Here is a 13,639-nt window from a genome sequence, read left to right on the forward strand (position 1 = left end):
CTCTACTCCAGGCTGATAGTCTGTTCCATTGATGCTGTATTCATAACCTGATCCCAGTGGAGAGGTGATGGTAATCGTTCCCGTGGGTATTGCACACGTGGGTTGGGTAACATCAACAGTTGGTTCATCAGGGATTGCAATAATGGTGAAAGTAGTTGTCACTTCATTTTCACAATCCAAAAACTCATAAGTATAAGTAATGGTATATGTCCCGGGAGCACTATTTTGTACATTAATAGTACCTGTTGTTGGGTCAATATCTAAACCGGCAGGTGAAGCAGAATATACACCATTTATCAATCCTGTTTGAGTAACTTCAACCGGTAATGAATCTTCACAAACAGAACTGGGGTCATAACTTATAGAAGCCGCTCCAAAATCTGATTGAATTTGAATCGGTTCTACAAAATCATTTAAGGCTGCTGTTAATGAATTTGAATTTTTAGTTTTAACTAATAGTGTTTGAAAACTGGCTCCTAAGCAAGGGTTTGGGAGACTCTCAAGAATTGAAGTTATATTAACAGCCCCTTCAACAAATTGTAATGAATTATAAGAGTTTGTACCAAAAGAACCAAATTGAACAGGAGTTTGGTTTTCATTGGTTCTTGCAAAAATATTATTTATATCTGTTGGTTGAAGCACATAATCATAATTTCCTCCACCTACATCCTGCCATAAATAAAAATAAACAGTAGCTGTAGAACCACCATTTCCATATTCAACTGTCAATAAAATATCATTTTCTGTTCTGCCACCATCTGGACCGTTTGAATCAAAACCAAAATTATTGTTTGTTGTTAATGTATTTTGATAAAACTCAAAATCTATATAACTGGTTCCATTTGTAGTTCTTCTATCACTCCCAACAAAAACCCATTCATTATTATTTGCATCCAACCCAATATGATACATAGCATTATGAATATCTCCTTTACTTGTTGCAGGGGAGTTTGACCAAGTCCAATCCTGAGGAGCATCATTTGCCTTTGAACCTCCGGTAAATACATTATCAGTATTGGTATTATACAAATCCCTTATAAGACCTGTGGTTAAAGGGTTAACTGGACTTCCGTTTGAATTAATAACTGCACCGCCGGTTCCATTTAAACCCACAACCCAGTCACCTGTTCCTAATGGTTGATTTGATTGTAAATCACCATCAATACTAAATCCTCCATTTGGTTCTAATACTGGAACATTTTGTGCACTTATAAAATTAAGAGAAAATATAAATAAAGCACAAATCGAATAAAGTTTAAAATTGTTGAAAAAAGTTAAGTTTTTCATGATATATCTAATGTGGTTTTGCTTTTGGTCAAATAATTGAAATCAAATATAAGTAGGAAAATACTTATTCATTATGAGAATTTTAACTATTAGATAAAATGATATAATGTATCGGTGAATAACATAAAATCGAAAAGTTTGACGTGTTATTTTGTAGGAATAATTACTTTAATTATACGTACATACACTTATATCAATGACTTTTAATCTTAAAAAAATGTGAGAATTTTGATTCTGATATTTTTAAAATTAAATGATTTGAAAACCCTAAAAACTAAACCTATCTTTGCAAAAACTTATTAAGAATAAATGACTTTAATAAAAGAGATTGGCAGGCGAAGAACTTTTGGAATCATTTCACACCCTGATGCGGGTAAAACAACATTGACCGAAAAACTACTTCTATTTGGAGGTGCAATTCAGGAAGCCGGAGCTGTAAAATCAAACAAAATAAAAAAAGGTGCCACAAGTGATTTTATGGAAATTGAACGTCAACGTGGGATTTCTGTAGCAACTTCTGTGTTGGCCTTTGAATACCAAAACATAAAAATCAACATTCTCGACACCCCCGGCCATAAAGATTTTGCTGAAGACACCTTCAGAACACTTACAGCGGTTGATAGTGTAATAGTAGTCATTGACGTTGCAAAAGGTGTGGAAGAGCAAACTGAAAAGCTTGTAGAGGTTTGCCGTATGCGAAAGATCCCCATGATTGTCTTTATCAATAAACTAGACAGAGAAGGAAAAGACGCCTTTGAATTAATGGATGAAATTGAACAAAAATTAGGACTCACCGTTACACCACTAAGCTTCCCCATTGGAATGGGTTACGATTTTAAAGGCATCTATAATATCTGGGAAAAAAATGTAAACCTCTTTACAGGTGACCCAAAAAAAGATATTGAAGATACTATTGAAATCTCTAACCTGAACAGTTCTGAGCTTGACCAATTAATAGGCGAAAAGTCCGCAAATATTTTGAGAGAAGAACTAGAACTCATACAAGGTGTCTACCCTGAATTTGATAAGGAATCATACCTTGAAGGAAATCTGCAGCCGGTATTTTTTGGATCAGCCTTAAATAATTTCGGTGTAAGAGAGCTGCTGGACTGTTTTATTGAGATTGCTCCCACTCCAAGACCTAAAGAAAGTGACACCAGATTAGTCAAACCCAATGAAAAAGAGTTTAGTGGTTTTGTGTTCAAAATTCATGCTAATATGGATCCCAAACACAGAGACAGATTGGCTTTCATTAAAATAGTTTCAGGAGTATTTGAACGAAATAAGCCTTACCTCCACGTGAGGAATAATAAAAAAATGAAGTTTTCAAGTCCCAATGCTTTTTTCGCTGAAAGGAAAGAAATTATTGACACCTCCTATCCCGGGGATATTGTAGGTTTACACGATACGGGGAACTTTAAAATTGGCGACACCCTAACTGAAGGCGAGCTAATGAATTACAAAGGAGTTCCTAGTTTCTCACCTGAGTACTTCAGATATATAAATAATGCAGACCCTATGAAGTCTAAACAACTAGAAAAAGGCATCGATCAATTGATGGATGAAGGGGTTGCACAGTTGTTTACTTTAGAAATGAACGGAAGAAAAGTGATTGGGACAGTTGGTGCACTACAATTTGAAGTAATTCAATACAGACTTGAACACGAATATGGAGCAAAATGTAGCTATGAAAACCTAAATGTCTATAAAGCTTGCTGGGTTGAATCTGAAGACAATAAAAGTGAGGAATTTAAAGAATTCTTACGGGTTAAAAATAAATTTTTGGCAAAAGATAAAAGAGGACAGTTGGTGTTTTTTGCAGACTCACAATTTACTCTTCAAATGACACAACAAAAATTTCCTAAAGTAAAACTCCATTTTGTCAGTGAGTTTAATTAATGGACTTAAAAACAAAAGCCCTCACAATTTTGCAAGGGCTTTATTTTTTTAGGCTTCACCAGTAGGTCCAAAATTCAATGGAATTTGTGGCTGTTCAAAGTCCTTTATCTCACCGTGAGTCTTTTCAAAGCGTTTGATATTATCATTTAAAGCCTTTAAAAATCTTTTAGCATGCTGTGGAGTCAAAATAATTCTCGACTTCACTTTGCTCTTTGGAGCTCCGGGCATAATCGTTACAAAATCAACTACAAATTCAGATTGTGAGTGATTTATAATTGCCAGGTTACTGTAAATTCCCTGAGCTATACTTTCGTCAAGTTCAATGTTTATTTGATTTTGTTTCTTTTTATCTTGATTATCTGCCATAATTGTAATTGGTATTAATGTGAAAAAAGATTCCCGCTTTCGCGGGAATTCTTTTAATTAAAATTTACTTCTTGTTTTTCTTCAGTCATTTCTCTGAGCTCTTCTTTAGAACCTACCAAGATATGATCGTAATTTCTAAGTCCTGTACCTGCAGGTATTTTATGACCTACAATTACGTTCTCTTTCAAACCTTCAAGCTCATCAATTTTACCGCTAACAGCTGCTTCGTTCAACACTTTAGTAGTTTCCTGGAAGGATGCTGCAGAAATAAATGATTTTGTTTGAAGTGAAGCTCTTGTAATACCTTGTAAAATTGGTGTCGCGGTAGCAGCTACTGCATCACGAGCTACAACAAGGTTTTTGTCTGAGCGCTTCAAGTTTGAGTTTTCATCTCTTAAATCTCTTGCAGAAATAATTTGACCAGCTTTCATAGATTCACTATCACCCGGTTCTTCAACTACTTTCATGCCAAATATTTTATCATTTTCAAAGATGAAATCGTTTTTGTGTGCCAATTGATCTTCTAAGAAAATCGTGTCGCCCGGATCATTAATTCTTACTTTTCTCATCATTTGTCTTACAACAACTTCAAAGTGTTTATCATTAATCTTTACACCTTGTAAACGATACACTTCCTGGACTTCATTTACCAAATACTGTTGTACAGCAGAAGGTCCTTTGATTCGTAAAATATCTTCTGGTGTCACAGAACCATCTGAAAGAGGCATCCCTGCTTTTACATAATCATTTTCTTGAACAAGAATCTGATTTGTTAACTTAACAAGATACTTTTTAACTTCACCAAGTTTAGACTCGATAATGATTTCTCTGTTACCTCTTTTAATTTTACCAAATGATACTACACCGTCAATTTCACTAACAACAGCAGGATTTGAAGGGTTACGAGCTTCAAACAACTCAGTTAGTCTTGGAAGACCCCCTGTAATATCACCTGCTTTTGCAGATCGGCGTGGTATTTTTACTAAAACCTTACCGGTTTTAATTTTTTCTCCATCGTCAACCATAATGTGAGCTCCAACCGGAAGATTATATGATCGAATGGTATTGCCTTTGTTATCCTGAATCAATAGCGTTGGAATCAGTTTTTTATTTCTGGATTCAGAAATAACTTTTTCCTGGAATCCTGTTTGCTCATCAATTTCTACTTGATAAGAAACTCCTTGCTCGATATCTTCGTATGCAATTTTTCCTTTAAATTCAGAAATAATCACTCCGTTGTATGGATCCCATTTACAAATCACATCACCTTTAGATACTTTATCTCCACTCTTGATAGAAATATGTGAACCGTAAGGTATGTTGTTTGTGCTTAAAGTGATTCCAGTTTTTTCATCAACAAGCTTCAATTCTGAAGTTCTTGAAATTACAATATCAACAGCTTCTCCTTCTGAGTTCTCACCTTTTACGGTAATTAATTCATCAATTTCGGCGATTCCGTTGAATTTGGCTATCAATTTATTTTCTTCAGAAACACCACCGGCAACACCCCCAACGTGGAATGTTCTCAAGGTAAGCTGTGTACCGGGTTCACCAATTGATTGTGCTGCAATTACACCAACAGCTTCCCCTTTTTGAACCATTTTACCGGTTGCAAGGTTCCTACCGTAACATAATGTACAAATTCCTTTGTCTGCTTCACAAGTAAGAGGTGATCTTACTTCAACTGCTTCAATTGGAGATTCGTTGATTTTATCGGCAATCTGTTCTCCAATATGATCTCCAGATTTAACATAAACTTCTCTAGAAATTGGATCAATGATATCATTTAGTGCAATACGACCTACGATTCGTTCAGCAAGGGATTCCACAACTTCATCATTTTTCTTAAGTGGAGAAACCTCAACACCTCTCAGTGTTCCACAATCATGATTTTGAATAATCACATCCTGTGATACGTCTACCAATCTTCTGGTTAAGTATCCAGCATCAGCAGTTTTTAATGCGGTATCTGCAAGTCCTTTACGTGCACCGTGTGTAGAAATAAAGTATTCTAAAATTGAAAGTCCTTCTTTAAAGTTTGAAAGAATTGGGTTTTCAATGATTTCACCTCCACCAGCGGTTGATTTTTTAGGTTTTGCCATCAAACCTCTCATACCGGTTAACTGACGAATTTGTTCTTTAGAGCCACGTGCACCAGAGTCAAGCATCATATATACAGAGTTAAACCCTTGCTTGTCTTCTCTAATTCGTTTCATCGACAGTTCAGTTAAAGCAGCGTTGGTGGATGTCCAAATATCAATAACCTGGTTATAACGCTCATTGTTTGTAATAAGACCCATGTTATAGTTTGCCATAATTCCATCAACCTGATCATTGGCATCTTGAATCATTTGATACTTTTCAGGTGGTATAATAATATCTCCTAAACTGAAAGAAAGTCCTCCTCTAAACGCATAATCAAAGCCCATATCTTTTATGCTGTCAAGAAACGCTGAAGTTGTAGGCACATCAGTAATTTTTAAAATTTTACCAATAATGTCTCTTAGTGATTTCTTTGTAAGTACCTCATTAAAGAATCCAGCTTTTTCGGGCACTGCTTTGTTAAACAACACTCTACCAACTGTAGTTTCAATGATTTGGTTGACTAATTCTCCCTTTTCATTAAAGTCTTTGGTTCTAATTTTAATTCCTGCATTGAGTTCCACTATCTTTTCATTGTAAGCAATAATTACTTCTTCATCTGAATAGAAAGTCAATCCTTCACCTTTCACTTTGTAATCATCAGTAGATTTTCTGTGTTTGGTCATATAGTATAGACCTAAAACCATATCTTGTGATGGAACTGTAATAGGTGAACCATTTGCAGGGTTCAAAATATTGTGTGAAGCAAGCATTAACAATTGAGCTTCCAAAATTGCTTCTGGACCCAATGGTAAATGTACCGCCATCTGGTCACCATCAAAATCGGCATTGAATGCTGTACACGCTAATGGGTGTAGCTGAATTGCTTTCCCTTCAATAAGTTTTGGCTGGAATGCTTGAATACCCAAACGGTGAAGTGTGGGAGCACGGTTGAGAAGAACCGGGTGTCCTTTTAATACATTTTCAAGGATGTCCCAAACTACAGGCTCTTTTTTGTCAATTATTTTCTTAGCAGATTTAACTGTTTTTACAATTCCTCTTTCAATTAGTTTTCTTATTACAAAAGGTTTGTAAAGCTCAGCTGCCATATTTTTTGGCAATCCACATTCATACATTTTTAATTCAGGTCCAACAACAATTACTGAACGGGCTGAATAGTCAACACGTTTACCCAGTAAGTTTTGACGGAAACGACCTTGTTTTCCTTTCAGAGAGTCTGAAAGCGATTTCAATGGTCTGTTTGCATCAGTTTTTACTGCAGATGACTTTCTTGTGTTGTCAAATAGTGAATCAACAGATTCCTGAAGCATACGTTTTTCATTACGCAAAATTACTTCCGGAGCTTTGATTTCTACCAATCTTTTCAGACGGTTATTTCTAATAATAACTCTTCTGTAAAGGTCGTTTAGATCTGATGTCGCAAAACGGCCACCGTCAAGCGGCACCAATGGTCTTAATTCAGGTGGAATAACCGGGATTACTTTCATAATCATCCACTCTGCTTTATTCTCGCGGTTGATATTTGATTCTCTTAGAGCTTCAACTACCTGTAGACGCTTTAGGGCCTCGGTTTTTCTTTGTTTGGAAGTTTCATGATTTGCTTTGTGTCTTAATTCATATGACAAGGCATTCAAATCTATGCGCTTTAATAGTTCAATAAGACATTCAGCTCCCATTTTAGCGATAAACTTGTTTGGGTCTGAATCTTCAAGGTAAAGGTTTTCCTGTGGAAGGGTATCTAAAATATTTAAATATTCTTCTTCTGTAAGGAAGTCCATTTTTTGAAGTGGTTCTCCTTCTTCATTTTTTGCAATACCTGCTTGGATTACTACATAGCGTTCATAGTAAATAATCATGTCTAACTTCTTGGAAGGTAATCCAAGGAGGTATCCAATTTTATTTGGTAATGAACGAAAATACCAAATATGCGCAACCGGAACAACTAAATTGATATGCCCCACTCTGTCGCGACGCACTTTCTTTTCAGTTACTTCAACACCACAACGGTCACATACAATACCTTTGTAGCGGATTCTTTTGTATTTTCCACAAGCACATTCATAATCTTTTACAGGACCAAAGATACGCTCACAAAACAAACCGTCACGTTCTGGTTTGTGTGTACGATAGTTAATGGTTTCCGGTTTTAAAACCTCACCCCTTGATTCTGCCAAGATAGCCTCAGGAGAAGCCAGTCCAATAGAAATTTTATTAAACTTCTGTGCTGTGTTATTATCTTTATTTCTTGCCATAATGCTGAAAAAAATATTCTTTAATTTTTATAATGTAGCTCTAAGAGCTTTTCAACCAAACATAAACTCCCCAAAAAATGGGGATTTATGTTATTCTTCCAATCTAATGTCTAATCCAAGTCCTTTAAGTTCGTGCATCAATACATTAAATGATTCCGGCAAACCGGGTTCTGGCATAGTCTCTCCTTTAACAATGGCCTCATAGGTTTTAGCTCTACCAACAACATCATCAGACTTTACGGTTAGTATTTCTCTCAATGTTGCTGAAGCGCCATAAGCTTCAAGAGCCCAAACCTCCATCTCACCAAAACGTTGACCACCAAACTGTGCTTTACCACCCAATGGTTGTTGTGTTATTAATGAGTATGGACCTATAGAACGAGCGTGCATTTTATCGTCAATCAAGTGACCCAGTTTAAGCATATAAATAACACCTACGGTTGCAGGTTGATCAAATCGATCTCCGGTTCCACCGTCATATAAATGTGTATGACCAAATCTTGGTATTCCTGCTTCGTCGGTTAGTTCATTAATTTGATCTAGTGTTGCACCGTCAAAAATTGGTGTAGCAAATTTTCTGCCTAGTTTTTGACCGGCCCAGCCTAATACTGTTTCATATATCTGACCAATGTTCATACGTGAAGGTACACCCAGAGGGTTCAATACAATATCAACCGGTGTTCCATCTTCAAGGAAAGGCATATCTTCTTCTCTTACGATTCTGGCAACAATACCTTTGTTACCATGACGTCCGGCCATTTTATCACCAACTTTAAGTTTACGCTTTTTAGCGATGTAAACTTTTGCCAGTTTTAAAATTCCTGCAGGAAGTTCATCACCTACTGAAATTGTAAATTTCTCACGTCTCAAGTTTCCTTGAAGGTCGTTTTCTTTAATTTTATAATTGTGTAGTAGATCTGCAACCAAACGATTTGTATCATCATCTGTGGTCCAGGTACCTTGTGTTAAATGTGTATAATCATAAACAGCATTTAACATTTTTAGAGTGAATTTCTTTCCTTTTGGGAAAATTTCTTCACCCAAATCATTCATTACCCCCTGTGCAGTTTTACCTCCCACAATTGCAAAAAGCTTTTCAACAAGCACATCTTTCAATTCATCAAATTTTACTTCATATTGAATTTCAAGTTCTGCTATGTCTTCTTTATCTTTTGCTCGTTTGCGTTTGTCTTTTATCGCTCTGGCGAAAAGTTTTTTGTCAATAACAACTCCGTTAAGAGAAGGTGATGCTTTTAAAGAAGCATCTTTTACGTCACCTGCTTTATCACCAAAGATTGCACGAAGTAATTTTTCTTCAGGAGTTGGATCACTTTCACCTTTAGGAGTGATTTTACCTATAAGAATATCTCCGGGCTTTACTTCTGCTCCTATGCGAATCATTCCGTTTTCATCAAGGTCTTTTGTAGCCTCTTCTGAAACGTTAGGAATGTCATTTGTCAATTCTTCATTACCCAATTTGGTATCTCTCACTTCCAGTGAGTATTCATCGATGTGAATAGATGTAAACACATCATTTCTTACTACTTTTTCTGAAATTACAATCGCATCCTCAAAATTATACCCTTTCCAAGGCATAAAGGCTACTTTCATATTTCTACCTAAAGCTAATTCACCATTTTCGGTGGCATAACCTTGACAAAGAACCTGACCTTTTACAACGCGATCACCTTTTTTAACAATAGGCTTCAGGTTGATATTGGTCCCTTGGTTTGTCTTTCTGAATTTTACCAGATTATATGAGGTAATATCACTGTCAAAACGAACCAAGTTTTCTTCTTCTGTTCGGTCGTATTTGATTCTAATTTCATTAGCATCAACATATTCTACTGATCCATCTCCTTCTGCGTTGATTAAAACTCTTGAGTCACTGGCAACTTGTCTTTCAAGTCCGGTTCCAACAATTGGAGCTTCCGGAGTTAATAGTGGCACTGCCTGGCGCATCATGTTTGATCCCATTAATGCACGGTTAGCATCATCGTGCTCAAGGAAAGGAATAAGTGATGCAGAAATAGAAGAAATCTGATTGGGTGCTACGTCAATGTAGTTTACCACATTAGGGTCTACTACAGGGAAGTCACCTTCCATTCTTGCAATAACTTTATCTTTAGTGATATTTCCATCATCATCAATAGGAATGTTTGCCTGAGCAATCAACTGGCCTTCCTCTTCTTCTGCCGAAAGGTAAATGGGTTTAGATTTAAAATCAATTTTACCGTTGTCTACTTTTCTATATGGAGTTTCAAGAAATCCTAAGTTATTTACTTTAGAGAACACACTCATGGAAGATATCAAACCAATGTTTGGACCTTCAGGTGTTTCAATAGGACAGAGTCTTCCATAGTGCGTATAGTGAACGTCACGCACCTCAAACCCGGCTCTTTCTCTGGATAATCCACCAGGTCCTAATGCTGAGAATCTACGTTTGTGAGTGATTTCAGCAATGGGGTTGGTTTGGTCCATAAACTGAGACAACTGGTTTGTTCCAAAAAAAGAATTAATTACAGAAGACAAGGTCTTAGCATTAATCAAGTCTATTGGAGTAAACACTTCGTTATCTCTAACGTTCATACGCTCTCTGATTGTTCTGGCCATACGAGCCAGCCCAACACCAAACTGTTGTGAAAGTTGTTCGCCAACTGTTCTCACCCGTCTGTTAGACAAGTGATCAATATCATCAATTTCCGCTTTTGAATTAATCAATTCAATAAGATATTTGATGATGGTAATGATATCTTCTTTAGTTAAAACTTGTTTATCCATCGCAATGTCTAAACCAAGTTTTTTGTTCATTCGGTAACGACCAACTTCCCCTAAATTGTAACGCTGATCACTAAAAAACAATTTATGGATAATTCCACGTGCTGTTTCTTCATCGGGTGGCTCAGCATTACGAAGTTGACGGTATATATGTTCAACAGCCTCTTTTTCAGAGTTTGTTGGATCTTTTTGTAATGTATTGTGGATAATAGCATAGTCAGCAGACTGATTATCCTCTTTATGAAGTAAAATAGTTTTACTTCCTGAATCTAATATTTCTTCAATATGATCTTTTTCAAGAACAGTATCACGGTCAATTACGATTTCATTTCTTTCAATTGAAACAACTTCACCGGTATCTTCGTCCACAAAATCCTCGTGCCATGTTTTTAAAACACGTGCGGCAAGTTTTCTTCCTAAGTATTTCTTCAGTCCGGTTTTTGAAGCTTTGACTTCTTCTGCAAGGTCAAATATTTCAAGTATATCTTTATCTCTTTCAAAACCAATGGCTCTGAAGAGCGTTGTGACAGGTAATTTTTTCTTTCTATCGATATAAGCATACATTACGCTATTGATATCGGTAGCAAATTCAATCCAGGATCCTTTGAAAGGAATCACTCTGGCTGAATATAATTTTGTTCCATTTGCATGAAAAGATTGCCCAAAAAATACACCGGGAGATCTATGCAATTGTGAAACTACTACACGTTCTGCTCCATTGATACAAAATGTACCACTGGGAGTCATGTATGGGATGGTACCCAAATACACATCTTGAACAATCGTTTCGAAGTCTTCATGTTCAGGATCTGTACAATATAATTTGAGTCTCGCTTTTAGAGGTACACTGTATGTAAGGCCTCTTTCAATACATTCCTGGATTGAGTATCGCGGCGGATCTACAAAGTAGTCTAAAAATTCTAATACAAATTGGTTTCGGGTATCAGTGATTGGAAAGTTTTCCATGAAGGTTTTGTATAGTCCTTCATTTCCTCTTTCGTCTGATTTAGTTTCCAACTGGAAAAAATCCTGGAAGGATTTTATTTGAATGTCCAGAAAATCGGGATAATCTGGCTTATTCTTCACAGAGGAAAAATTCAATCTTTCAGTTTGCGTTGCTGACATTAATGGAATGAATTTTAATTAAAATAAAATGAAACTGGCGTAAAATTTAAAAACGAAACTATTTTTTACGCAAAATGGTTTAGGTCTTTTAGCTTATCGCTAAAGACCTAAACCTTAGGTAATTACCCCGAGGTTTCGGGGGAGTATTTATTTAAGCTCAACTTCAGCTCCAGCTTCTTCTAATGAAGCTTTCAAGCTGTCTGCTTCGTCTTTAGAAACTGCTTCTTTGATTGTGTTTGGTGCACCATCAACCATTTCTTTTGCTTCTTTAAGACCAAGACCTGTAAGTTCTTTAACAAGTTTTACAACTGCTAATTTTGAAGCACCGGCTGCCTTAAGGACTACATCAAATTCAGTCTTTTCTTCAGCGGCTTCTGCATCAGCACCTCCACCAGCAGCAACAGCTACAGCTGCAGCAGCAGGCTCAATGCCATACTCGTCTTTTAAAATAGTAGCTAACTCATTAACTTCTTTTACAGTTAAGTTAACTAATTGTTCTGCGAAATCTTTTAAATCTGCCATTTTCTATCGTTTTAATAATTTAATTTTAATATTTAATAAATTGAATATTCTTTGTTTGATTTACTATCCTTCTCTTTCAGATAGTGTTTTAATAATTCCTGCAAGTTTTCCACCACCTGATTTAAGTGCTGAAACAACATTTTTAGCCGGAGATTGAAGTAGCCCGATAACTTCACCAATCATCTCATCACGAGACTTGATATTTACTAAGTCATCCAATAAATTGTCACCAATGTAAACAGCTTCTTCTATAAAAGCACCTTTTAAAACGGGCTTTTCAGATTTTTTACGAAACTCTTTTATTACTTTGGCTGGAGCATTTCCGGTTTCAGAAAACATTAAAGAGGTGTTCCCTTTTAAAATGGTTTTCAAATCACCAAATTCTCTTTCTGAACTCTCCATTGCTTTTGCAAGCAGGGTGTTTTTAACAACCGTTAGTTTAATTCCGGCTTTAAAGCATGCACGTCTTAAGTTTGTTGTTGAAAGTGCATCAAGGCCTGAAATATCAGTTAAATAGATATTTGAATTATCTGCTAACTGGGTAGTTAAAACTTCTATCGCTTTTGCTTTTTCTTCTCTTGTCATAATTTAAAGTGTTTTACTACTCAGTAAATCGTTTAGCATCGATTTGAACTCCGGGACTCATGGTGCTTGACATAAAAATGCTTTTTATGTAAATACCTTTAGTCACAGAGGGCTTTAACTTTACTAATGTTGTTAATAATTCTTTTGCGTTTCCAGAAATTTTTTCTACATCAAATGAAGATTTTCCAATTGAAGCGTGAACAATACCGTATTTATCAACTTTAAAGTCAATTTTACCGGATTTGATATCTGAAACAGCTTTAGCGATATCCATAGTAACGGTACCTGTTTTAGGGTTTGGCATCAAGCCACGAGGACCTAACACACGTCCTAAAGGACCTAATTTACCCATAACACTGGGCATGGTTACTATTACATCAACATCTGTCCATCCTCCTTTAATTTTATCGAGGTACTCATCCAAGCCAACAAAATCAGCACCAGCTTCTTTTGCTTCAGCTTCTTTATCTGGTGTTACCAATGCAAGTACTTTCACATCTTTACCGGTTCCGTGAGGAAGGGTAACTACCCCTCTAACCATTTGATTTGCTTTTCGTGGGTCTACATTTAAACGCACAGCTAAATCTACAGAGGCATCAAAGTTTACATTCGTAATCTCTTTTACTAAAGCAGATGCTTCAGCAAGAGTGTATGACTTTGATGCATCTACTTTTGCTTGAGCGTCTTTTTGCTTTTTTGTTATTTTTGCCATTATTTTAAAT

The 13,639-nt window shown here is 36.1% G+C and carries 7 protein-coding genes and 1 pseudogene; 1 reads left to right on the plus strand and 7 read right to left on the minus strand.

Features of this window, described 5'->3' with window-relative positions; genetic code table 11:
- Positions 1 to 1,287: pseudogene (locus IEV69_RS05300) on the minus strand (hypothetical protein); the annotation flags it as partial.
- A 309-nt stretch (positions 1,288 to 1,596) separates the two neighbouring features.
- On the opposite strand from IEV69_RS05300, the gene IEV69_RS05305 reads away from it, so the two are divergent.
- Complete coding sequence (locus IEV69_RS05305) at positions 1,597 to 3,186, plus strand: peptide chain release factor 3 (protein ID WP_188440247.1); 1,590 nt, start codon at positions 1,597 to 1,599, stop codon at positions 3,184 to 3,186.
- A gap of 48 nt (positions 3,187 to 3,234) precedes the next feature.
- Here IEV69_RS05305 and IEV69_RS05310 read toward each other — a convergent pair whose 3' ends face one another.
- From IEV69_RS05310 to rplA, 6 genes are all read right to left on the minus strand, one after another.
- Complete coding sequence (locus IEV69_RS05310; RefSeq protein WP_188440250.1) at positions 3,235 to 3,552, minus strand: DUF3467 domain-containing protein; 318 nt, start codon at positions 3,550 to 3,552, stop codon at positions 3,235 to 3,237.
- Positions 3,553 to 3,605: 53 nt separating this feature from the next.
- Entirely contained in the window at positions 3,606 to 7,907 is a 4,302-nt protein-coding gene (gene rpoC / locus IEV69_RS05315) for a DNA-directed RNA polymerase subunit beta' (protein ID WP_188440252.1), read from the minus strand.
- Between the two features lie 90 nt (positions 7,908 to 7,997).
- Complete coding sequence (gene rpoB / locus IEV69_RS05320) at positions 7,998 to 11,810, minus strand: DNA-directed RNA polymerase subunit beta (RefSeq protein ID WP_188440254.1); 3,813 nt, start codon at positions 11,808 to 11,810, stop codon at positions 7,998 to 8,000.
- A 147-nt stretch (positions 11,811 to 11,957) separates the two neighbouring features.
- The gene (rplL, locus tag IEV69_RS05325; protein WP_188440256.1) at positions 11,958 to 12,332 is read right to left on the minus strand and encodes a 50S ribosomal protein L7/L12; all 375 of its coding nucleotides are present in this window, start codon (positions 12,330 to 12,332) and stop codon (positions 11,958 to 11,960) included.
- 63 nt (positions 12,333 to 12,395) lie between these two features.
- Positions 12,396 to 12,917, minus strand: a complete 522-nt coding sequence (rplJ, locus tag IEV69_RS05330) for a 50S ribosomal protein L10 (RefSeq protein ID WP_188440258.1) — start codon at positions 12,915 to 12,917, stop codon at positions 12,396 to 12,398.
- A 16-nt stretch (positions 12,918 to 12,933) separates the two neighbouring features.
- Positions 12,934 to 13,629 (minus strand): 50S ribosomal protein L1, encoded by a 696-nt coding sequence (gene rplA / locus IEV69_RS05335; RefSeq protein WP_188440260.1) that lies wholly within the window; start codon positions 13,627 to 13,629, stop codon positions 12,934 to 12,936.
- Positions 13,630 to 13,639 lie beyond the last annotated feature (10 nt).

Source organism: Planktosalinus lacus (assembly GCF_014640155.1).
GTDB lineage: Bacteria > Bacteroidota > Bacteroidia > Flavobacteriales > Flavobacteriaceae > Planktosalinus > Planktosalinus lacus.

Excerpts from the sequence above, each read along its gene's own strand:
- rpoC (WP_188440252.1), bottom strand. The coding sequence starts at position 7,907 with ATGGCAAGAAATAAAGATAATAACACAGCACAGAAGTTTAATAAAATT.
- rplL (WP_188440256.1), bottom strand. The coding sequence starts at position 12,332 with ATGGCAGATTTAAAAGATTTCGCAGAACAATTAGTTAACTTAACTGTA.
- IEV69_RS05310 (WP_188440250.1), bottom strand. The coding sequence starts at position 3,552 with ATGGCAGATAATCAAGATAAAAAGAAACAAAATCAAATAAACATTGAA.
- rplA (WP_188440260.1), bottom strand. The coding sequence starts at position 13,629 with ATGGCAAAAATAACAAAAAAGCAAAAAGACGCTCAAGCAAAAGTAGAT.
- IEV69_RS05305 (WP_188440247.1), top strand. The coding sequence starts at position 1,597 with ATGACTTTAATAAAAGAGATTGGCAGGCGAAGAACTTTTGGAATCATT.
- rpoB (WP_188440254.1), bottom strand. The coding sequence starts at position 11,810 with ATGTCAGCAACGCAAACTGAAAGATTGAATTTTTCCTCTGTGAAGAAT.
- rplJ (WP_188440258.1), bottom strand. The coding sequence starts at position 12,917 with ATGACAAGAGAAGAAAAAGCAAAAGCGATAGAAGTTTTAACTACCCAG.